Genomic DNA, 23,949 nt, shown 5'->3' with positions numbered 1-23,949 from the left:
GTAAATTTAGCAAAACCTTAACGCAGCATGTTGTAATTTAATTACATAAAATTTCTTGCAAGGAGGGGTAGTCATGTCTATAAAGTTGCTATTTGCATTGCTGATAATTGTTGCCCTCGCTGTTTTTGTCGGCGGGGCGCAAAGTCCGCAACATCCGCAAACCAACAGGGCGCAATTACTCAACTTAAAACAGAAATACCAGCAAGAATTCTCTCAAAAAAAACACGCCGCGGTGAATTGGGCGCAGTCCAAAGGTTACCCTGTACGTTCTGAATTTGACAACGGAGAAATCATTGAAATTCAAAATCTCCTGAATGGACGTCCGCGATATTACGTCACTGATAATTTGGATGCCGCAAAAACAGTATCCACGGATGACGTCTGGCCGGGCGGCTCTGCCGGTTTGTCTCTTACCGGGAATGGGCTTTATCTCGGAGAGTGGGACGGCGGGGGCGTTTTGCTTTCACATCAGGAATTTGGAGGCCGGGTGACGCAAATGGATTATTCGTCCTCAACTTCGTCACATTCCACACACGTCGCCGGAACTATGATCGCCAGCGGCGTGGATTCTGACGCAAAAGGCATGGCTGGACAGGCTAATTTGCATGCGTATGAGTGGAACGACGACGACTCCGAAATGGCCAATGCCGCTGCAAACGGATTATTAGTTTCTAACCATTCTTATAGTTACATCACAGGTTGGATTTACGGCTATCGGGGAGATAATCGCTGGGCATGGTTTGGAGACCCTTCAATAAGCGAGACCGAGGATTACAATTTCGGTTTTTATAGCGACCAATCTCAAACATGGGACGAAATAGCTTACAATGCGCCTTACTATTTGATTATTAAATCCGCGGGAAATGACCGCAATGATGAGGGACCCGTGCCGGGCGAAGAACACTGGGTTTACGACAACAATAACGGGTGGGTTTTGAGCACGGTGACGCGGCAGCCTGACGGCGGAGCGGAGGGATTTGATTGTCTGCCCGGCGGCGGTGCCACGGCAAAAAATATTATGACTATCGGCGCAGTACGGGATATTCCTGCGGGCTACAGTCAGCCAGCAGACGTAATCATGTCAGATTTTAGTTCCTGGGGCCCAACTGATGACGGGAGAATCAAGCCTGATATTGTGGCAAACGGGATTTCGCTCTACTCTTGCGACGATGATTTTGATTCAGATTATACTCGTTACAGTGGAACTTCCATGGCAGCGCCTAATACTGCCGGTTCGCTGATTTTGTTGCAACAGCATTATCAAAACACACACGACGGCATTTTAATGCGTGCGGCGACGCTCAAAGCGATAGTGATCCATTCGGCAGACGAAGCCGGCGGTCATCCCGGACCCGATTATTCTTACGGATGGGGATTGTTGAATACCAAAAAAGCAGCAGAGCTCATTTCTGTCGATGTTCAAGACACGAGTACAATTCAGGAACTGACTCTCAATCAGGGTGATTCAACAGTGATTTTTGTGCAGTCCGATGGTGTGGATCCGTTGCGTGTAACGATTGCCTGGACCGACCCACCGGGTACCGCGCCAGCCGCGCAATTGAATTTGCGAACTCCGGTTCTGGTAAACGATTTGAATCTTCGCGTAACTGCTTTGAATAGCGGAACGGTTTATTATCCCTGGAAACTTTCTCCTGACAATCCCTCACAAGCGGCGGTTTCCGGCAATAACAACGTTGATACAGAAGAGCAGGTTTTTGTCGAAAGTCCTGAAAGCGGGAATTATCGTATTGTTGTGCGTCACGCCGGTCAACTGCAAGGTGGCTCTCAGAATTTTTCAATAATTATCACCGGCGCAACTTTTTCGCATGAATGTGTGCCGCCTTACATCAAGGTCGGTGATGTCTCAGGAGTCGCGGGCGATACTTTGTTGGTGCCGATTCTCATCGAGCAAAATCCGGATTCCATTGATGCCTTTGGATTTAAATTTCATTATTGCAGCGAAAAATTGAGTTATTTAGGTGTGCAAGCCGGTAATTTAACCACAGATTTTGATTATTTAGACGGAAAGGAAAACGCACCCGGCGTCGTGAATATTGGTGGATTTGATCCGGTTCCAATTGACACCAACAGCAGCGGGACGCTTGTTTTTGTCAAATTACTCGTCAATCAATGCGGCGAAGGAGAAACTTGCGTCTTGAATTTGACGTTTCTGACCGACGATATCGTTGGATTGAACAATTGCTCCGGAACTTTTACCTGTCAACCTGCTTGCGAATTAGGCGATCCAAACATGGACGGCGACATTACGCCTGGGGATGCGCTTTGTGTGTTTCAAACTTATCTCCAAGGCGGTACACCTCCGGAAGGCGAATGCAATACCGAATGCGCCGTTCTCGCCGGAGACGCCAATTGCGACAATGATATTACGCCGGGAGATGCATTGGTTATTTTTACAGCCTATCTGGACGGCTTGACTCCTCCGCTGGCTTGTCCGCCGGAAGGAAGTTTGGCAAAGAATAAATCAACTCGAACAGTAAAGTTAGTTTCTTTGCCCGCGGAAAAAGATGATGAATTGAAAATCGGCGTCAGGCTTGATGAATCTGCGGCATTGCAAGTTTTTGGCATGGATTTGGGATTTTCAGAAAACGGACTGGAATTCGTTTCAGCGACTTCAGGGAATGCGACAAAAGGGTGGCAGGCATTCGGTAGCCATAAAATTCTTTCAGGCGTGCTGCGCATCGGCGGTTTTCACGATGAGATTACTGAAATCAGCGGAGAAGAAAATCTGGTCGAATTGACTTTTCGCGTTAGAAATCCGCAACAGGAAAAATTCGCTTGCTGGCTCTACAATCTGACAGGCGATATTGTCGGCGCCGAGGTGGAAACTTTTACTTTTGAAAAGGCCAATCAGCGGGAGAAGGTTAGTGAAAGTAACAATCTCCGAACGTATCGTCTGGGGCAAAATTACCCAAATCCGTTTAACATGGAAACGGTGATTTCGTACGAAATTCCCGAAGCCACACAGGTAGCGATAAAAATTTACAATGTAAATGGCCAAGTCATAGAAACTTTGGTCAACAAACTCCAGCAGCCGGGTTCGTATGAAATTGTCTGGGACGGAAAAGACGCGCGCAATCGCGATGTGGTATCCGGTCTGTATTTTTTCAGCATTGAAACAACAAGCTTCAAAAAAATGCGTAAGATGACGTTGATCAAATAGAAATTTAATTTAACAAATTAAGGAGAGCACCATGCGAAGGAAAACTTTTTACTTCATTTTCAGTTTTTGCCTACTGCTATTTTCGGTATCATTGGGAAATTGGCAGGTGGCGCCGTCCGCTGACACTTACGAATATAGTCCAGGAGACAGCTTTGTCGTGGCGCTGACGATTGGCGGCGACGGAAATACCATTGATGCCATGGGATTTGATTTGACTTATCCGGGGACATTGCTCAATTTCCGCAGGGCTTATTTCGAAGGGACTGTTTTGGAACCGTGGATGTTCAAGCAGGCGCAGTTGCTTTCTGATGGCGTCCTGCGAATCGCCGGATTTACGACGACGGGGCAGATTAATTCCGGAACGACCGGCAAATTGGTGAATGTGGTTTTTGAAGTGGAACCATCGGTTTCGGGAGAAGGGTATATTTTCCCCAATAGCTTCACTGACGATCTCGTTGACGCAGTGGGAGACTCGGCGCTTTTCCGCGTTCCATCAGCCGGATTTTCTGTCACCGGCTATGTTCGTTATTACAACAATCTCTTTCCTGTCCCAGGGGTGAGCGCCGTTCTGGCGAATTTTATCAGCAGCACGAATTCCAGCGGGGAATTTTCTTTTTCACAAATACCGGCCGGAAATTATGTCATCAAGCCGGCAAAAATTGACAATACCGGCGGAAGCATTTCTCCGTTTGATGCAGCTAAAATTTTGCAATATGCGGTAGGACTCATCGAGTTGAATCCCTATCAATTGATCGCCGGCGACGTTTCGGGGAATGGATCCGTATCTCCTTTTGATGCTTCCTATATCTTGCAGTACAGTGTCGGGCTCATTGAATCGTTTCCTGTCGGCCGAGATTGGTTTTTCTTGCCGTTTTTGTATTCGTTAAATGAAACAAATTGGAATTCTGCGCCGGATTCGATCGAACTCAAGCCGTTAGATCGAGACACAACTGGAGTGGATTTCAAGGCTATTGTTCTTGGCGACGTGACCGGGAACTGGAGCGGAGGATTGAAAAAACAAGCGCCCGTCCAGGTACGCTATCAGTTGGAATCTCCGGGAATGATTTCAGAAAGCAAAATTGGCATTCCGCTTATTTTAAATTTCAGCGATGAGACATTTGCCGGGCAGATTGAAATGCATTACACTGCGACTGATTTCAAATTTTCAGAAGCAGTTATTGGCGGAAATCGTGGTAATCTATTATTCAAAGCGGGCGCGAAATCTGGCAATATTGATGTGGCGTTTGCTTCAGCTTATTCGCTCAAAAATCAGCCCGTGAAAGTAATGCTAATTTTTGAGAAAAAAAGTTCTCACGCCGGAGGATACCCTCAAATCGAAATTTCAACTGCAATTATTAATGAGTCTCGCGCTCAATTAATCGGCGCAAACGAAAATGCGCAGCCCGTTCCGTCTTCTTTTCGTCTCGAACAAAATTACCCCAATCCGTTCAATCCGGAAACGACAATTCAATTTTTTCTGGCAGGACAGGAGAAGGTTTTGCTGCAAGTTTTCAACACGAAGGGGCAGCGAATTCGGACATTAATTTCCGGAAAAATGGGAACGGGCGAGCATCATGTTGTTTGGGACGGACTTGATGAAAAAGGGCAGACTGTTGCCAGCGGCGTTTATTTTTACCAACTAAATGCTGGTGATTTTCGGGCTGTGAAAAAGATGCTGTTCATTCGCTGAATTTTTGGGAAAAAATATCACTTAATAGATTCGAGAACGAATACTATTGTGGCTACTTATTTCATCGTTTAATTTGTACTAGTGAAAAATATTATTTAAAATTGGAGGCAATTCATGAAACGGTTAATGTTGGTGCTGGTCTTAATGGCACCACTTCTGTTTTTTCTCTCTCCTAGTTTGCTGGCGGCATGGGATGTTAGCCCGTCGCAGACTTTGTATGAACATTCTCCGGGCGAAACTTTTACTGTTGAAATTGCCCTTTCAGGGGCCGGAAACACCATCGACGCGTTAGGATTTGATTTTCACTATCCCAGCAATCTGTTGCAGTACAATAGCGCAGATTTTTCCGGCACTTTGTTGGACGCCTGGATGTACAAACAGGTGAATCAGACCAGCGCGGGCAATTTGCGCGTAGCGGGCTTTACCACCAGCGGGCAAATCAATTCCGGGACCACGGGTACGCTGGTGAAGTTGAGTTTTACGGTGAAATCCGGCGCCTCCGGGGAAGGTCAGTTCACAATTAATGGTTTCACTGATGATTTGTCCGGTTCCACGACAACGCCGGCAACATTTCGCGCGGGACAGGAAGAAGGGATTCACGTTGCGATTCATGACACTTCCGGAGCTTCCGGGCAGACCCTGCTTATTCCGGTGATGGTCGAAGATGATCTCACGGGAAAGGGAGTTCTGGCTTTTGAGGTAAAAGTTGAAACGGACACCAATATCATCGCCCCGATGGATGTTCAGATAAACGGAACAATGACTTCTTCCTGGTCGAATATTGCTTTTTCCACTTCCGACGGTGAAATTACAATTGGGGGATTTGACGTCTCGCCGCTCAGCGGACAGGGTATTTTGATTTACATAGAATACGAAGTAAATCCGTCAGCTACCGCCGGACAGACGAGCGCTCTTGATCTGGTGAGCGTAACTTTCAACGAAGGAGACCCGGTGGCTATTCTTCAAGACGGCAGTTTTACCGTTAGCGCCGGATTTACAGTAAGTGGCAGTCTTCATTATTATAACGGCAATAAACCGATTGATAATGCCGATATTCATCTGGATGGATTGCAAACGGTGTCGGCGAATAATGGGGACTACGAATTCGCGAATGTGTTGCCTGGTTCTTATGTGCTGCAACCGACGAAAGCAGGAGATGCGGCGCAGAGCATCAGTCCTTTCGATGCGGCGAAAATATTGCAGTATTCAGTCGGGCTGATTACATTGACACCGATGCAGCTAATTGCAGCGGATGTGACAGGTAATGGTTCCGTCTCTCCGTTCGATGCCTCCCAAGTGCTACAATATTCTGTGGGCATCATTACTCAATTTTCGATAGGAAAGGATTGGGCATTTGTACCGGACAATTTTACTGTCACAGAGACGAACTGGAATTCAGCACCCGATTCGCTTGTTTTTGATCCGCTGAATTCGGACATGGCAGATCAGGATTTCACTGGAATCGTTTACGGCGACGTGACCGGAAACTGGCAGCTTTTCCGACCCGGCAGCGCGCCGTTGAACGCCAGGATTGCGATTCAATCAGTGGAAACGAAAGACGAGAATCGATTAGTTGTACCACTGACGGTCGAAATTTCCGGAAATGCGATTTCCGGGAAAATAGACTTGCAATTCAATTCCGGTGGATTTGAGTTTGTTTCGGTAGGATTAGCAGAAGAAAATGTCATTTTTGCTGCAAAAAATCGAAACGACGATTTGAGCGTTGCTTTTGCTAACACAAAAACTTTATCTGGCAGAACGCTTGAATTGAATCTAATTTTCAAAAAGAAAAATGATGTTAGCAAGGCAAATCTCGGCGTACAATTTCAGCAATTGATCCTCGACGATCGCGTGGTGAATGCAGAAGTTACATCAGAGCAAAACAATGCTGTTGCACCGACCACGTTTCATCTGGATCAAAATTACCCCAACCCTTTCAATCCCGAAACCGAAATCTCCTACCAACTTCCGGAAAATGCCGCTGTTGAAGTGACGATTTTTAACTTGCAGGGTCAAAAAATCAAAACGCTATTTTCCGGGCAGCAGCCTGCCGGAAGTTATCGCCTGAAATGGAAAGGCCGCGATGCGCTTGGCAATGAAGTGGTGACTGGAGTTTATATCTGTCAGTTAAAAGCCGGGGAATTCATTGCATCTCGAAAAATGTTGTTGTTGAAATAGCATTTTTTGATTAATCATTTTTAAGGAAAAGAGTCTCATTTCTGTTAGAAGGGAGTGAGACTCTTTCATCAACAACTTCTGATTTTTACGAAAGTTTTGTTGTCAATAAAATCAGTGGTCGTCGCAGCTCAAAAGAGGACAAAACAGTCAGGTCAAAAAATTTATTGACATTTCAGCAAAAAAATGTTATCTTTTTATTGTCATTCATGTTAAAAGAAAGATTTTCACAAAAGAGAGTGTGTGTCAATGATGAAAGATTTAGCGGAACTTTTGGAACGTGAGCTCGAGGGAGCATTTGAAGTCAAGGACAAAAAATCGCTCCATCGCTACGTTAAACTGCTGACGGCAAATATTGTCGACAAAGGCTCTTACGATCAGAATATGATCGAACAAAAGAGTGACATCCGCCTTCTCGCCGAGACAATGAAAGAAGGATTTAAGGCTATTGATAAGCGTTTTGAAGATATGCAGCGTTACATGGATAAACGTTTTGAAGACATGAATAAACGTTTTAATATGATGTTTACCTTTATGAATATCGGGTTTGGAATTATTATTTTGCTGACTATTTTATTCAAATTTGTTCACTAATGCTTGTCCGCTCAAGATTTGTAAGGAATGTTTCAGGCTTGTTTAAAACTGTCAATCAGTTTCGCCAGTATATCCTTCCCTTGTAAAATTTCAAATTCAATTTGCAGATAATGTAAATCTTTCGGCAGATTTTCTGAAAATGGACGCAATCGAGTGAAATCTTTTTCAGTCGTTATGATTGTTTCGCAATCGGCTTGTGTCGCAAGAAATTTGATTCGTTCGATTTCATGGGCGCTGTAGTTGTGATGATCAGGAAAAACGAGATGCTCGCCGACAATCATGCCTACGGAACGAATGGTTTTCTCAAACGAGCGGGGATTGGCAATGCCGGAAAAAAGAAAGACGCGCTTGTTTTTCATTAGAGAAAAAGAAACCTCTTCCCCCGGACCTGAGCCGGCGCGAATTAGCTTTCGAGGTTTGTGACTGCCCGTCACGATTGGTTCTGATGAAAAATCTTTTATTGCCTTAAATATCTGCTCAAGGTCATTTCCTTGATCGACGCGACTCAGGCAAATCAAATTTGCCCGCTTAAGGCCGGAAAGCGGCTCACGCAGATATCCGGTGGGAAGAGTTGTTTGTCCTTTGCGGAAACGCGTTGCGTCAATGAGAAGGATGTCAAGGTCTCGATGCAAACGTCGGTGTTGAAACCCATCATCCAGGATGATTACGTCAGGGTGAAAATTTTTTTCAATGAACAAGCCGCCCTGGTAGCGATTTGATTCACAGACGACCGGGACGCCCGGTAAATTATACGCTAGCAAATATGGTTCGTCTCCGGCGGCGGCGACGTGAGCCAATAATTTTTCCCCGTCGGACACGACAACCGTGCCCCGCGATTTTCGCTGATAGCCGCGGCTGAGAATCGCGACGCGCAACTTCATTTTTTGCAATTCTTTGGCGAGGAAAATGCAAAAAGGCGTCTTGCCGGTTCCGCCAACTGATACATTGCCCACACTGATGACTTTCGTTCGCGGAAGTCGATGGATCGTAAAAACGCCGGCGTCGTAACAAAAATTGCGCAGGCGCATGACAGTGCCATACAGAGGGGACAAAGGGAACAGGAATGTTCGCACAATTTTATTTTCGAAAATAGTCATCGGCTTCTTTTTCCAGGTCAATCATTCGCTTTTCAATAACATTGCGCAATTTTGCCAATTGGCGGGGGGACGCCTCTCGGGGAATTTTTAAGGGCTTGCCGTAGAGTAGAATGTTTTTCGAAAAGGGCAACGGCATGGTGAATTTGTCCCAGCTTCTGAATTCAATTTTGCGATTGGCGGAAAAACAAACAGGAACCAGGTAGGCGTCAGCCTGTTGGGCAATGTAAATCGTACCTGGTTTAAATTGCTGACTTGGTCCGCGAGGCCCGTCTGGAATCATGGCGCCGACAGATCCGCGATTGATGCGAGCGACCATTTCGTGAAACGCTTCTTTACCGCCGCGTGTACTGGAGCCGCGCACCGTGTGGTAGCCCAATCTCTCCATTGTTTGCGCGATCATCTCCCCGTCGCTATGCTGACTGACCATCGGCGTGATTCCCGCGCCGCGATGAACAAAAATGGGAACAATGATTCTACCATGCCAGAGAACGAAAATATATTTTGCCTTTTCCCGCTGCAATTTTTTCAGATAATGCCTGCCTTTTTCTTTGATGAAAAGCGACTTGCCAAGCGCAAACACCAGCAGCCAGCCAAACTTTATCGCAAGAAATAAAGTGATCTTTTTTTTGGTTTTTTTATCGAGCATGGGCTATCTCATGATTGGAATGGCGATCAATTAAGCTCAAAACCATTTCCGCTGTTATTTTTGATGCGCCTTGAGAGCCTAATTTTTCTCTGATAATTTTCAATTCTTTGATCATTTTTTCGCGCCTAACTTCATTAAATAATAAATCTTCCATTTCGGGAATCAATTTCTCCTTTGAAAAATTATATTGAATGAATTCCGGAGCTATTTTTTTCTCAGCGATGACGTTGACCAGGCCGATGGAATCTATTTTTACTAAAGTCTTTCCCAAAAAATAAGAAAGCGGATCGACCTTATAAACGACGATGAGCGGCTTCTCGAACAGTGCAGACTCCAGTGTCGCAGTTCCGGAGGCAACAACGAGTAAATCGCTGTGGCTCATGATCTCGTAGGTCTGATTTTTAATTCGTCTAAAATCCGGGTGGCTGCGCAGAATCTCGTCGTAAATGGCGCTATCCACTGAAGTTGTTTGACTCACTAAAATCTGAATTTCGGGATGTTTTTCCCGCAACGAAGACGTGCTTTCTGCCATTGTCGAGAGCAATCGCTTCACTTCAAGGGGGCGGCTACCTGGCAGAAGACCGACTGTCTTCTTTTGGGGATTAAGATGGTTTTGTTTAAAAAACTCATTTTTGCTCATTTGAGCAGAAATCACTTCCAATAGCGGATGTCCGACAAATTTAGCGTCAATGCCGGCGGCGCGGTACATTTTTTCTTCAAAAGGGATAATGACCGCCATTTTAGTCACGGTTTCCGCCATCTTTTTCATGCGTCCGGCGCCCCAGGCCCAGACTTGCGGCGCGATGTAATACAAAACGGGAATTTTCCGCTGGTGCGCCGCCCGGGCAAGTTTCAAATTGAGTCCTGGGTAATCAATCAGCACCAACAAGTCAGGCCGGTTCGAGTCCATCAATTCAACTAATTCATCATGGACTTTTTTGAAAAAACGAAATCGTTTGATCACGTCCCAGAATCCCAGCACGCTCATTTCATTGATATGGTGAATCAACTCCATGCCGAAGGATTTCATGCCATTGCCGCCAATTCCGAAAATGTCAACTTCCGCAATCGCTGATTTTATTTCTCTGACCAGGCCCGAGCCATGCAAGTCGCCGGATGCCTCGCCGGCAATAATCATTATTTTTGGCGCCATTGTCTAACCGTAGCTTTTTAGATTAGCTTTTTAACTTGTTTTTCGATCAGTCCGGTGATTTCGATCGCCACGCGCAGGGCTTCTCTGCCGTCTTCTCCGCTCACCGCCGGTTTTTCTCCACTGCGAACGGCGTGCAAAAAAGATTCCAATTCCATTTTTAACGCATTGGCTTCTTCAACCTGCCGTCGCTCATAAACAATTTTTTTCGGCGTTTGAAATTGATTCACTTGCCCGAACTCGATAGGAATTTGATTGGTTTGCGGTTGAAAATCGTTCGCGTCCACTAACTGGTACAGTTCGGAATATTTTTGTAAAAAATCAACGCCAATGTAGCAATTCTTTTGAAATAGCCGCATTTTGCGCATGGCTTTTTGTGAAATGCGGCTGGCGGTCACATTGGCGACACAGCCGTTAGCAAATTTTATTCTGGCATTGGCAATGTCAACCGCGCGCGTAATCACCGCGACACCGCTAGCGTCGATTTCCGTGACCGGACTTTTCACCAAATGCAAAATAATATCAATGTCATGGATCATCAAATCCAGCACAACCGCCACGTCGGTACCGCGTGGATTGAACGACGCTAAGCGGTGGCTTTCGATGAACATAGGGGATAATTCAAATCCGTTCAACGCCATAAGCGCCGGATTAAATCGCTCAATGTGACCCACTTGCAAAATTAAATTTTTCTCCCCTGCCAATTCGATGAGTTCATCCGCTTCAACCAGCGTGCTGGTAATTGGTTTTTCCACCAGACAGTGAATTCCGTTTTCCAGACAGGCTGTTGCTATTTGGTGATGAGCTGACGTTGTCACGACAACGCTGGCAGCTTCGATTTTATCCAATAAATCGACTAAATTTTTGTAAACAGGTACATTCAATTCGGAAGCGACAGCCTGACTGCGCGCGAAATCAGCATCATAAATTCCGACAATTTCAGCTTCCGGGATCGAGAGATAATTTTGTGTGTGAAACCGTCCCAGATGACCGACGCCCAAAATTCCAATTTTTATTTTATCCACTCTTATCCTCCAAATTTTTGCGAGCTAAATGTACGAAAAATTAAATTGAGAATCAACGCCTTTTTTGCCTGAAACTCTGTCGCTTTTTAAGATCACCCGAGATCACTGCGACAATTCCCCAAAATCAAAAATATTGAAAAAAATCAAAAAAGTTGTTGCATTTTATTTTGAATTATCATATATTTCAATGTTAATTAATTGTTTCTGATTGCTGTATCTCTGTTTTGCTATTATGAATTTTAATTATCAAATGCCTCAAAAAAAAATGACTTCGCTGCGAATGGCTCAGTGTATCTGCCGTTCAATGCGATTTTTTTTTGGAGGGAAGGCTGAATAATAGCGCAGAGTCGGTAACAGGGTAAGTTTTAGCTTTTTTAGAAAGGATTTTTCGATGGAAACTGGAACTGTCAAATGGTTCAATGGCTCTAAGGGCTACGGATTTATCACTCGCGAACAGGGTGATGATGTGTTTGTGCACTATAAAGGCATCGTCGGGGAAGGATTTCGATCTTTGGAAGAAGGCGATAAGGTTGAGTTTGAAACGGAACAGACCGCAAAAGGTTTACAAGCGATAAATGTACGCAAACTCTAATGCTCGGTGATGAATTGTCGCCCCGGTGATTTTTTTCATCGGGGCTTTTTTATATTTGATTTAGCCTTATTCTCTGTACATTCGTTGTTCAAAAATTTTTTTAATTTCGCCGCGCTCGGAAGCAAAGCCAAGCGCGACCATCAATTTAATCCGCGCCTTTTGCCCGGAAAGATCGCCGCCGTAAATAATCCCGGCAGCGTGCAATTTTTTCCCGCCGCCGCTGCCGCCGTAAATACCAAGCACGCGTCCCTTGAAACAGCGCGACGTCAAAACTACCGGAATATTCGATCTGATGGCGCGGATTGTTTCTTCCGCCGCCAGCGTGGGCAAATTTCCTCTACCCAGGCCTTCGATGACAAGACCTTTCGCGCCGTTTTCTACGGCAAATTTAATCAGTGAACCATCGTCGCCAGCGGACATTTTCAGCAAAAGAACCTGCAACTCGATTTTAGCGGCAGGCAAAAATTCCTTTGTCAGGGATTTGCGGTAAATAATCACATTGTCCTCGTCAACGATCCCCAAAGGCCCATAACCGGGAGATTCTAACGTTGCAACATTGCTGGTGTAAGTTTTTCGCACTTCCCGGGCGGCGTGAATTTCATCGTTCATCACGACGACAGTTCCGACTCCGTGACAAACATCAGCGCAGGCAACTTTTACGGCGGCGTACAAATTTGTCGGGACGTCGGTTCCTGGATCGTCAAAACTGCGCATGGCAGCGGTTAGCACGACAGGTCGCGGCGAGTCAGTGAGCAAATCGATCATGTAGGCGGTTTCTTCCAGCGTATCCGTGCCGTGAGTAATCACGATGCCGTCAATCTTTCGCCGTGCGACCTGTTTTCGAATGAGCTGAGACAGCTCAAACATCATCTGTGGCGTCATTTCTGAGCTGTCAATGTTGGAAAATTCGATCAGTTCGATGTCCGCGTATTTTTTGATCCCCGGCACTGACGCTAACAGTTCTTCTCCGCTGGCTGCCGGAGCGATGATTTGCGAATGAGTGTCTCTTTTCATGGCGATGGTGCCGCCAGTTGTGATCAATAGTAATTTTTTTCGAGGCATGGCTTATTCCCATTTCAATTGTTTTGTTGACAAAACAGAAATCGCTTGAGCAGCGAATCTCGCTAAAATAGTCAGCATCTAAATCCACCGCAAGGAACTGCAAGAATAAATATGAGTAAAATAATCATCAAAATCAAGTAGTAAATAGGACGGAGAGGCTCATGAAAAGTAAATTTTTTGTAACTGGACTGATTCTGTTGTTGTTATTCGTCGGAGAGAATAATTTAATTGCTCAAAATCCTTTTGACGTAAAAATTGTTACTGTTACTGCGAAGGCAGTGCCGGACACCGTTTTCCCGGCAAGTGCGACTGCCATCGAGGTTGTCGCGACTATTGAGCCGGAATTTCACATCAATTCCAACAAGCCTACCGAAGAGTACCTCATTCCTACCGTGGTTAAGTTTGAGCCAATCGCAGGAGTGAATTTCGGGGAGACCAAATATCCGAAGGCGAAAGAAGCAAAGTTTTCTTTTTCAGAAGAACCGCTTTCAGTTTACGAGGGAAAAATTACCGTAAAAACATCGGCTGAAATCACGCAGGCAGTCACTATCGGGAAACAAATTATCAAGGGAAGTTTCAGTTTTCAAGCGTGCAATGACGTGAATTGTTTCGCTCCCCAAACATTGAATTTTGCGGTTCCGATTTTCGTTGCAGAAAAAAAAGGGGCAGCCGCTGAAGTAAAAGCAGTGGCAGCAACACCCGGGGAGCAAGCATCAAACGCGTCGATCGTCGCCGGTGAAATTGTGAAACAAGAGCAGCCGGAACAAGCGGTCGAATTCACTTCAGATGAGTTGCGCGCAAAACGTGTGCTGGAAAAAGGTCTGCCGTATGCGATACTCGCTTTTTTCATTTTCGGGCTGGCGATTAATCTGACGCCGTGCGTTTACCCGGTCATTCCTTTGACTGTCGGCTATTTCGGCGGCCAAAGCGGCCGCTCAAAAGGTTCCGCGTTTGTGATGGCGCTGTTTTACGTGGTGGGAATTGCCCTTGTTTTTGCCGCTTTGGGTCTGATTTCCGGGCTTGCCGGCAAGCAATGGGGATTTTTGTTTCAAAGTTCCTGGTTTGTCATTGCGGTAACAGTGATCATTTTAGCGATGGCGGCGAGCATGTTTGGCGCGTTTGAAATTACCATTCCTGCCTGGCTGTCGTCGTCGCTGGGAAAATCGCGCGAGGGAAATATCGGAGCGCTCGTGATGGGTCTGACCGTTGGTGTAGTGATTGCGCCGTGCGCTGCCGGAATTATTATCGGACTCGTTGGTCTCGTGGCAAAATTGGGCATTGTCGCCAAAGGCACATTGCTATTTTTTGTGATGGGACTTGGTCTTGGTGTGCCGTATTTGTTCTTGGCGACATTTTCCGGTTTGTTGAATAAACTCCCACAATCCGGCATGTGGATGGTCTGGATCAGGAAGCTATTCGGCGTGTTGCTTGTAGGCGTGGCGCTGTATTTCTTTTTGCCGCAGGCGAAACATGTGCCGAACATGAGCAACTTCTTTTTCGGTTTGCTGGCAATTTTTGGCGGTTTGCTGTTAGGATTTCTGGATCATGCGCCTGGCTACACGAAGAATTTTAAGATTGGCAGAGGAATTTTCGGGATTTTAGTGATTCTTCTTGGTATTTTTCTGGTCAATAGCAGTCTGACAGAGAAAAAAGCTGGTATAAACTGGATTCATTACGAGCAGGGAACTGTGGAGCAACTGGCTGCTCCCGGGAAACCGGTTTTTCTTGACTTTTACGCTGACTGGTGTGCACCCTGCAAAGAAATGGATAGAAAGACTTTTTCCGATAAAAAAGTCATTGAAAAAGCTAAAGAATTTACCATGATAAAAATCGACTGCACCAAACCGAATGAAACAGTGAAGAAATTCAAGGCTCACTGGGGCGTCACCGGCATGCCGACGTTTATTTTCATTGACAAAAACGGAAATGAAGTGAAGGATTTGCGCGCAATCGGTTTTGTGGGGGCAGATAAATTTTTGAAAATGATGGAAAAAGGAACGAAGTAAACAAGCGTAGTTTATAAAGTGTACTCCACCTTAAAGATGGAGTACACTTTGGGCCTTTATTTCAAAAATAAGCACTTGCGCGTTTTGACGAAATCCTTTGTTTTCAAGTGATAGAAATAAATTCCCGACGGCAAATTGCTGGCATTCCAGCGCAATTTGTAGCTTCCGGCCGATTGTTTTTTGTCAACCAATGTCTGAATCATTTGCCCCAATAAGTTGTAAATGGACAATTCAACGTGAGTCGCTTTGGGAATCTCATATTGAATTGTAGTTTCCGGATTGAATGGATTGGGGTAGTTTTGTCTCAGACGATATTGCTTTGCCACTTGTGGCTGTGACTTTGAGGGAACATCTGTTGGCATGGATAAATGAAAATCAATATTAGGCGTATCGCCAGTTCCGACAGTAATGGGCACAGCGCCCTGCGGAATCTCCATTTTGGGTGAAAGAAATTCGATCGAACCATTCCAGAAAATATCACCATACCATTGCGCCGTCGCCCAAATGGTTACGCCGAAATTCTGTGATTGCGCCAGCGCTAATAAATAGTAGTTACCGGGCCGTAAACCTTTTACTGCGTAGGAGCCATTGATAGGTCCTGATTCATCTTCAAAAGCAGAAAATTTTGCCAGACATCCGTCTTCGTCAAAGGCAAAGATGTAGTAGATGCCTTCAGTCATCAGTTCATCGGTTATTGGGACAAAAACCTTTCCGGAAATTGAACCGGTTGCTTTTTGCATCGTAATGTCGTCGAGTCCAATTATGGAATCAGGGATGATGGCGACTGTTTCGGTATTCGGGTCATTCAAGCTATGACCTTGCCCATAAAAAGTGAGCGAAAGAGAATCGTCTTCACTCATCCAGTTTCCGTATCCTGAACAAGCGGCAATTTTGTAGCTGACTCCGTGTAATTTAAAATTGTATCCGCCTAATTCATTGGCGACATCTCCTTCCGCAAACTCTTCGGTCTGTGGATCTATCAGATAAACGAGCACATAGTGCGTCTCTCCAGTGAGTGCATTGCCCGAGGCATCCTTGATCATCCCCTTAAAGCCACTGACATAGTCCAGAGTGAAGTCAATTCCCGAGGTCCAATGTCCGGCAATAACATTAACGTCATCGCCGGCGAGAAAATTTGATTTTCCATCGTACCATTCGTTCAGATAATTTTGCTCGCCATTATAGATGAAATATAGTTTATATGATCCGGTCGGTAATCCGGCGACCATATACATTCCCAGATTGGCGTTAATTCCTTGCCTGATCAATTTGCCGGTTGAGTCGTAAGCAGTTACTGTGCCGCTATAATCAAGCAAAGCATTTTCCGGCGAGTAAACATTTCCTTTGATCACACCGCCGGCTTCAAGAGTGAAATCGATATTTTTAGTGGTATCGCCGGCAGTGACGTCCACCCAGGCGGCTAAAGTTTCATCATAAACGCCATCGAACCATTCGCTGGCGGGCGTTTGAATGATGTTAGCGGCGTACATGGATGTATATTCTGCAAATAATTTATATTTGCCGCTGGGAAGGCTGCTAATGGAATAAAAACCATTTTCTTCGCTCTGCGAAAAACCCACTTCCTCGTTTGTTTGGTCATAAGCGGTAATTTCAACTTCCCACTCAATTGGCGCGCCGTTAGGCCCGGTCACTCTGCCGGAGATTGCTCCGGCTTCTCTTAATGTAAAAATAATATTTTTGACCGTATCGCCAGCAGTAACATTTATCGGAGTCGCTGATTCAAAATTATTTGCCTCCAGGTACCAGCCGCCAAAGAAATTATTCATTCCGTCGTACTCAAATTGCAACTTGTATGAGCCTGTTTGAAGTTGTGAAATATTGAAATTACCTGATTCATCTACGGGAAAAGAGTTTACCCAATTGTAATCCAGATCATATACAGTTAAATTTACATAATCGTATTGTTCCAAAGGAGACCCATCCGGCCTAACAATCTTCCCGGCGATGCAGCCGCCCCAGTCAAGTACGAAGTCAACATGTTTTATCGTATCACCCTCTGTCACTGAAATGAAAGTGGCGTCAGAAAAGTTGGAGGCATTCTCGTACCATTCGCTGGCGTAATTTTGGTCTCCGTAGTATCGCAAAAGTAATTTATAATTTCCGGCAGCCAAACTTGAAAGAAGGTAGTCTCCGTTAGCGTTTACAGATTCGGACCCTTGATAATTCTGATTTTCGCCATAAATTTCGATAATGCAGTTGGATTCCGGTAAGCCGTTGGGAGCTGTCACATTACCTGAAATCGCGCCAACCCCTACGGTATTGGGCTGAAGGCTGAAATTAATGTTTGCCGTCACCTGACCGTTCTGAACGTGAACCAGCGAAGCATCCGAAAAGTTGGCTGCGTTGTCATAAAATTCATCGATGTAATTGCCAGAAACCGCCCAAACGTAATAATCGCCAGTTTCCAAATCCGTTATTTCGTAGTAGTTGTCGTAATCGTCGACAAAATCAATCCCGGCATAACTCACCGCATCGTCAAAAACTTCGATCGTAACCTGATGCTGAATAGGCGTTACTCCGTCCTGTTCAAAAACAAAGCCGGAAATGACGCCGCTGCCCAAGGCTTTTTGATTTGGGTTAAAATTTTTTTTGATTTTGGAATAGTGTTTTTCCGCCGGTTGCATTCTTCTGATTGCCATCCTTTGTTCAGCCATTTTGTTGAAGATTCTCTGTTTCACGTTTTCCGAAAGCCGTTTTTTGCCCATCGGGATGAAGGTTTTGCTGACGCTCTGTTTTTCGCGAATTTTTTTAAAAAGCGAACTTCCTTTGTCTTGTTGAGCTTTCGCGCGCAAAGGAATAAACAGAAAAATAATGACGGACGCCGTCAGTACGAACAGAGAAATTTTTTTCATGGCAATACCCTCCCTCTTTTTTTTAACAAAGAATTTTTTGATTGATTATTATCTAAAAATCTCTGCTTTGGTAAAAACGATCTTGAGAGATTTCCGATTCGCACGTCTCATGCTTGCTCCGGATAGATTGTTGAGAATGCTGTTGTTGGGCAAAAATGGAAAAAGAACTGAAATGTTTTGCAATAAAATGGAGACCTTATTCGGATTGTCATATTTCATTTGATTTGCCAAAAGAAAAACGGCAAAAGTTGAAAAAAAATCAGAAAGCAGAGTGCGCTAATTTTACCGATGTAGTAGTAGATTCTATGTCAAAATTACCAAAAAAATGGATATTTGTCAAGAGATTTTTTCAAAAATTGAGGAGAAAGGCAAATTTTATGTAATATCTGTGACTTTTAATGTGGCAAGTCGTAATCGTCAATCCGCAATCGAAAATCGTCAATCATTAATCCTGGATTCCACTAACCGCTCACCCATCACTGCCATCTGAAATCCTGCTCAAATTTATCGGGCAAATCTATTTTTTTCAAAACGACAATATGTAGGAAATTCGAGAAAACTTATCAAAGTGACGCATAATGTTACACTTTTGAGACGGTAGTGTATCATTTCTGCCACAAGGTGATCTGTTTTTAGCCACTGATTTTTAAATATGTACCTCAAAACTGAACACTAAATTTCCGGCGTAAAACTTAACCTCTAAAATAACAATAAGTTAACCTTTCAAAGTAAATAATTACAATGAATTATATTCATCGGGAGAAAATCAAAAAAGCGATTTTGATTTTGGTATAAAATTTGCTAATCATTGACCGATTTAAATTATTGATTTTTAAAATGTCACAGATATGCAATGCTTGTAAATAAAGACGACTTCATTAATGTCTGACATTAAGAGATGGTAGTGATTTTTTTAACAACTTTTTGCTCAGCTTCGGCACCAAGGAAAATTTACCAATTTAACAAAATATTTTCACCTGGGGGGTCATACATCAAATGTCCATATTCAAAAAATTGAATTGGTCTGTCTCTAGTTGAGAAAAACTTCAAGAAAGGAATTTGGCCGTGGACCCACACCAGACATCCCAAGTAACCCGGAAACGCATCTATCCGAACGTTGCAACGGAAAGCGCGGTTTATCAGGCTCCCGGTAGCTATAATGAGAGCAAGAAAAAATTTTATGAAGAATATGACCTGAGACAGAATTATGAATCGAAACGCAAACTATTTCGGATAGCTGCTTTTTTTCTTAACTTCGGATTAGTTATTTTTTCCGTTTTACTGTTGAATTTTTTTAGACAAAATTCCTTTATGGTGTCCGATCGGTATGTGTCGTTTTTTTTGCTTCTCTCCGGCGTGTGGTTTGTTGTCTCCCTTTTATTTCAGAAATTCGAGAGAGAGACCTATCGTTCCTATCATACGGGAATTTCGTCATTGTTAAAATCCAATGTGGCGGTGTTGTTTCTGCTCGCCAGTTTGATGGTGCTCGGCGGTCTTCATGATTTGTCGCGAGTTCAGACATTTGGGACGGTATCTGTTCTTTTTCTGTCTGAAACGTTCGCATTTACTATTTATTCAGTTGTGACAAAAAGACGTATGCCGGAACCGCGTTTGCACTTCCCGACGAATCTTGTCAAGCAGCACCATTTTTCTTACTTCCTGTTTCTTGCTGATTTTATAATGTTGACCATTTCTTTTTTTGCGTTTCATTATTACAAACGAGGGGTTTTAGGACTTTTACCTGAGTATCAAAATCTTCTCTGGTTGAGCTATGGTCTGTGGTTTTTGACGGGCATTTTTACTGGCAAATTTGAAGTCCGAAATCATCAGAACATTTATTATGCGATTGCGCCGTACATCAAGTCGTTCTTCATGATTTTTTCTCTGACCGCGATTACTGTTTACGCGTTTCATCTTTTTTATTTGTCAAGGATACAGATTTTTGGAACATTTGTCTTCTGGTTTGGCGCGGAGCTGGCATTTTATTTTCTCTATTATCTTGATTGGTCGGAACTTCAGCGCGTCAATGATGTGCATACGATCAGCGAGGTGAAAGAGGTGATCTTCGCCGGGCAGGAACCGCCGGCTCTGTCTTTGAGCGAAACGACCAAATCCAAAAATCGCATAGGTCTTCCGGCAACAGAGAAATTGCGCCGTTACTATTTGAAAGAGCATCGACAGCTATTTAGATTCATCGAGGCTCACGTCCCGTTGGAGAATATTGACGCCAATTCGTTAAAAGTCTTGAACACTCACACTGCTTATAACATTGAGGTATTGGAGAATCAAACGCTGGACTTGATTATTAATTTGCATCGGGTGAATGATTTCCGTTATCTCAATAAATATTTTCTCGCGGTGCACCGGAAAATTTACAACGGCGGTTTTTTCGTCGGCGTTGTGGACACAATTGAGACGCATCGGAAAAGTATTTTTAAAAAATTTCCGATTTTGTTCGCTCGGGTGATTTATCCGATTGATTTTATCGTGCGGCGCATCATTCCTAAATTACCTGTTTTCAAAAAGTTGTACTTTTTCCTGACTAAAGGTAAAAATAGGGTTTTGTCAAAAGCGGAGACCCTGGGCCGACTGAGTTTTTGCGGATTCAAAATTATTGCGACGAGAGAAATTAACACCAGACTTTACTTTATCGTTCAATGCAACAAAAATCCTTCTTTGGTTCGGGATCCGTCGTATGGGCCAGTGATTAAGCTGAACCGCGTGGGACTCAATGGCGAACCGGTGTACATTCGAAAATTTCGCACCATGCACCCGTACTCTGAATTTTTACAGGAATATGTTTTTCAGAAAAATAATCTTCAGGAAAACGGTAAATTTAAGCAAGACTTTCGCGTGACTGAATGGGGAAAAGTCTTGCGTCGCTTTTGGCTGGATGAATTGCCGCAATTGGTAAATTTTATTCGGGGCGATTTGGCGTTGGTTGGCGTGCGTGCTTTGAGCGAGCAGTACTTTAACCTTTATCCCGATGATTTGAAAAATCTGCGGGTGAAATTCAAACCCGGTCTGTTTCCCCCGTATTACGCGGATTTGCCGAAAAATTTTGATGAAATTGTTGCCTCGGAGCGCGAATATCTGGCACAAAAAATGAAACAGCCGTTCGTCACAGACGTTAAATATTTTACCAAAGCGGTGTTTAATATTTTGTTCAAAAAAGCGCGTAGTTTGTAAGTTGAATTTATGGCGATAAATTTTTTGAAAAATCTGACTCTTTTGAAAAAAGCAAAAAAGTGTCTGCTGCTTTTGCAGATGCTTTTTTTATGGCTTGCCATTCCCGCTTTTGCTCAGTCCAATGGCAGTTATTTCCCGCTGGATGATTTCATCTATCACTTTTTGGATTATGAAATCAACCGCGGGAGTTTTACGCCGGATTTTGTTCTGCAGCAGCCGTACACTTTTTCTCAAATTTTTTCGGAAAAAGTTCAGGAAACTGGGGCAGACTATTTTCACGTTCGCTGGAAGAGATGGCTGGGAAATTCGGGCAGCAAATTCATCCTTCGCGCCAGTGATCATCTGAAACGCGATGAAGTTTTCCTCAATCGCACTCGTGCCGAGGGCGGATTTTTTTATCATTCCAAAAATTTTACCATCGGGAATCTCACTACATTCGATCAAAATTACAAACGCGATCCCCATTTCGCCGGAGATCTGTCGGAATCCGAAAACTGGCTCTACGGTAGAATCAACGAAGCCTACCTGAATTTAAATTTCAATCGCTTCAATTTTTTCATCGGCAGAACCAAGCGCAACTGGGGGCCGGTGAATGATTACAGTCTCATTCTTTCCGACAATCCCTACAGCTACGATCACGCCCTTTTTCAGTACACGGCGAAAACATTTCGCTTTTCCATGATTTTCGCCCAACTCGAAGATTTGACCGGCGCCAGTTTCGAAAAACCGGACAGTTTGATCCCAAATTGCCGCAAGTTTTTAGTCGGGCATCGACTGGATTTAATGATCAGACCGAATTTCCAAATCGGATTCACTGAAATGGCAACTTACGGCGGTCCGGGCAGAGATTTTGAGTTTTCTTTCATGAATCCGGCAAATTTCTACTACCCGGTGCAACGTAACGACCGCCGACAAATGGACGGCTTCTGGGCTGTGGATCTATTTTACAAACCTGCGAAAAAATGGACGGTTTACGGTCAATTTTTAATTGACGACATCATTGTCAATAACGAGCCTGGCATAAATGATCGCGCACAGTACCCGGACAGATTTGCTGGTCTGATTTCTCTGCGGGCAGGAGATCTGATTTTCAGAGGGACAAATTTCAATCTGACCTACAATCGCGTCTGGAATCGAACTTATCAATCGAAAACGACTTGGGAGAATTATCATTACCGCGGTCTGGGCTTGGGCTATCCCTGCGCCGGCTGCGAGGAGCTTAAATTTGAATTCGGCTATTGGGGAAAATTCCCGCTTTACTTGCACAATAAAATAATTTGGGGCAGGTACGGAGATGTTTCTCTGCAAGATGTATTTTTAATGATCAAGGAAAAATTTCCCATTACGCCGGTTAAAAATAATTTTATTGAACAATTCACAATTGATTATTTTTTCAATCCATCGCTAATTTTTTCCGCTGACTTGATTTACCGCAAAGACCCCAACCATTACTCCAACCGAACGTCTGACAAATCAAATCTAATTTTCAAATTTGGTTTTTCCTATTTGTTTATTCAGCCGCTTCCGTTCGATTAAATCCCAAATTTTCGTTCAGTTCAAATTCCAATTTTTGATTTGAACAAATCTTTTTTACAAAATACTTGACATTTCGGGTTCGCAGTATTACATTATAGCGGTCAAATTTTTGATTTACAATAAAAGAAGGGGTGTTGTTATGAGAAAAATAACTCTGTTTTTTGTCGGCGTATTTTTTCTTTCTTTCAACTCCGCTTTTGCGCAGAAAACTTTTCGCACGGACACCATTGCTACCTCGCAAGGCCCGCTGTTAATCACTGCCGTTGGTCATGCGAGTCTGATGTTTCAGTTTCAGGGGAAAGTGATTCACGTGGATCCGGTGATGAAAGAAGCGGATTACTCAAAAATGCCGGCGGCAGATTTGATTTTGCTCACTCACGAACATTACGACCATCTCGATCCGGTGGCAATAAAAAATATTTGGAAGAAAAACACCGTCATCGTCATGACGCGTCCCTGCGCGGAAAAGTGCAAACGCAAAGCCATCTTCATGAAGAACGGCGACGTGAAGACTGTTCTGGGCTGGAAAATCGAGGCTGTGCCGGCGTACAATATCAAACACAAACGCCGCGATGGCAAGCCGTTTCATCCCAGAGGTCGCGGCAACGGTTACATCATCACTTTTGGCGACAAACGTGTTTACATCGCCGGAGATACAGAGAACACGCCAGAGATGAAGAACTTGAAAAATATCGACATCGCGTTTCTGCCGATGAATTTGCCGTACACGATGACGCCGGAAATGGTTGCCGATGCGGCAAAAGCTTTTCGCCCGAAAATTTTGTATCCCTATCATTACGGCGACACCGATCCGCAGAAATTAGTCGATCTGCTCAAAAATGAGAAAGAGATCGAAGTGAGAATTAGAGATTTGCGGTAGTTTTTTATTTAGTGCAATTGTATTAGCATCTGAATTCATTCGGGTGCGGATATGACAAAGCTACTAAATAGCACTCGCATCAGCAGTTTTGAAATAGTCCATTTTAGAAATTTAGTTCATTCTTGAGTCAATTTTCAAAAACAGCAAACGCAAAACTCGTCACCAGGAACATTGTAATTTGAAAAACACATAAGGAAACAAAAAATAAATAAAAAAAGACAGAAACTTACCACAGAACTTGTATTGAAAGAAA

16 protein-coding genes are annotated in these 23,949 nt (G+C 44.0%); 10 read left to right on the top strand and 6 right to left on the bottom strand.

Annotated elements, in window-relative coordinates; genetic code table 11:
* Positions 1–73: 73 nt before the first annotated feature.
* The 4 genes from GXO74_09860 (at position 74) to GXO74_09845 (ending at position 7,640) form a co-directional block, all read left to right on the top strand.
* The gene (locus tag GXO74_09860; protein NOZ61972.1) at positions 74–3,181 is read left to right on the top strand and encodes a S8 family serine peptidase; all 3,108 of its coding nucleotides are present in this window, start codon (positions 74–76) and stop codon (positions 3,179–3,181) included.
* 31 nt (positions 3,182–3,212) lie between these two features.
* Positions 3,213–4,871, top strand: coding sequence for a T9SS type A sorting domain-containing protein (locus GXO74_09855; GenBank protein NOZ61971.1), 1,659 nt, complete (start codon positions 3,213–3,215; stop codon positions 4,869–4,871).
* Between the two features lie 114 nt (positions 4,872–4,985).
* Positions 4,986–7,049, top strand: coding sequence for a T9SS type A sorting domain-containing protein (locus GXO74_09850; GenBank protein ID NOZ61970.1), 2,064 nt, complete (start codon positions 4,986–4,988; stop codon positions 7,047–7,049).
* A 246-nt stretch (positions 7,050–7,295) separates the two neighbouring features.
* Positions 7,296–7,640, top strand: coding sequence for a hypothetical protein (locus GXO74_09845; GenBank protein ID NOZ61969.1), 345 nt, complete (start codon positions 7,296–7,298; stop codon positions 7,638–7,640).
* Positions 7,641–7,672: 32 nt separating this feature from the next.
* Here GXO74_09845 and lpxK read toward each other — a convergent pair whose 3' ends face one another.
* The 4 genes from lpxK to GXO74_09825 are packed head-to-tail and all read right to left on the bottom strand — an operon-like array spanning position 7,673 to position 11,558.
* On the bottom strand, positions 7,673–8,737 hold the full coding sequence (lpxK, locus tag GXO74_09840; GenBank protein NOZ61968.1) for a tetraacyldisaccharide 4'-kinase: 1,065 nt from the start codon (positions 8,735–8,737) through the stop codon (positions 7,673–7,675).
* On the bottom strand, positions 8,718–9,383 hold the full coding sequence (locus GXO74_09835; GenBank protein ID NOZ61967.1) for a lysophospholipid acyltransferase family protein: 666 nt from the start codon (positions 9,381–9,383) through the stop codon (positions 8,718–8,720). The genes lpxK and GXO74_09835 overlap by 20 nt, the downstream gene beginning before the upstream one ends.
* Positions 9,373–10,536, bottom strand: a complete 1,164-nt coding sequence (gene lpxB, locus GXO74_09830) for a lipid-A-disaccharide synthase (GenBank protein NOZ61966.1) — start codon at positions 10,534–10,536, stop codon at positions 9,373–9,375. Before lpxB ends, GXO74_09835 begins: the two co-directional genes overlap by 11 nt.
* A 17-nt stretch (positions 10,537–10,553) precedes the next feature.
* The gene (locus tag GXO74_09825; GenBank protein ID NOZ61965.1) at positions 10,554–11,558 is read right to left on the bottom strand and encodes a Gfo/Idh/MocA family oxidoreductase; all 1,005 of its coding nucleotides are present in this window, start codon (positions 11,556–11,558) and stop codon (positions 10,554–10,556) included.
* 391 nt (positions 11,559–11,949) lie between these two features.
* Between GXO74_09825 and GXO74_09820 the strand changes: the two genes are divergently transcribed.
* A complete protein-coding gene (locus GXO74_09820) occupies positions 11,950–12,150 on the top strand; it encodes a cold-shock protein (protein NOZ61964.1) in 201 nt (66 codons plus the stop codon).
* 66 nt (positions 12,151–12,216) lie between these two features.
* Here GXO74_09820 and GXO74_09815 read toward each other — a convergent pair whose 3' ends face one another.
* Positions 12,217–13,212, bottom strand: coding sequence for an asparaginase (locus tag GXO74_09815; GenBank protein NOZ61963.1), 996 nt, complete (start codon positions 13,210–13,212; stop codon positions 12,217–12,219).
* Between the two features lie 161 nt (positions 13,213–13,373).
* On the opposite strand from GXO74_09815, the gene GXO74_09810 reads away from it, so the two are divergent.
* Positions 13,374–15,218, top strand: coding sequence for a thioredoxin fold domain-containing protein (locus GXO74_09810; protein ID NOZ61962.1), 1,845 nt, complete (start codon positions 13,374–13,376; stop codon positions 15,216–15,218).
* 56 nt (positions 15,219–15,274) lie between these two features.
* Here GXO74_09810 and GXO74_09805 read toward each other — a convergent pair whose 3' ends face one another.
* On the bottom strand, positions 15,275–18,091 hold the full coding sequence (locus GXO74_09805) for a T9SS type A sorting domain-containing protein (GenBank protein NOZ61961.1): 2,817 nt from the start codon (positions 18,089–18,091) through the stop codon (positions 15,275–15,277).
* Between the two features lie 155 nt (positions 18,092–18,246).
* Between GXO74_09805 and GXO74_09800 the strand changes: the two genes are divergently transcribed.
* The 4 genes from GXO74_09800 (at position 18,247) to GXO74_09785 (ending at position 23,696) form a co-directional block, all read left to right on the top strand.
* Complete coding sequence (locus tag GXO74_09800; GenBank protein ID NOZ61960.1) at positions 18,247–18,474, top strand: hypothetical protein; 228 nt, start codon at positions 18,247–18,249, stop codon at positions 18,472–18,474.
* Between the two features lie 682 nt (positions 18,475–19,156).
* Positions 19,157–21,280, top strand: coding sequence for a hypothetical protein (locus GXO74_09795; GenBank protein NOZ61959.1), 2,124 nt, complete (start codon positions 19,157–19,159; stop codon positions 21,278–21,280).
* Between the two features lie 24 nt (positions 21,281–21,304).
* Positions 21,305–22,816: a capsule assembly Wzi family protein gene (locus GXO74_09790; GenBank protein NOZ61958.1), complete on the top strand. Its 1,512-nt coding sequence runs from the start codon at positions 21,305–21,307 to the stop codon at positions 22,814–22,816.
* Between the two features lie 139 nt (positions 22,817–22,955).
* Positions 22,956–23,696, top strand: coding sequence for an MBL fold metallo-hydrolase (locus tag GXO74_09785; GenBank protein ID NOZ61957.1), 741 nt, complete (start codon positions 22,956–22,958; stop codon positions 23,694–23,696).
* The last annotated feature ends 253 nt before the right edge of the window (positions 23,697–23,949 follow it).

Source organism: Calditrichota bacterium (assembly GCA_013152715.1).
Taxonomy (GTDB): Bacteria; Zhuqueibacterota; Zhuqueibacteria; order Thermofontimicrobiales; family Thermofontimicrobiaceae; genus 4484-87.
This window is presented reverse-complemented; position numbering and strand designations above follow the sequence as displayed.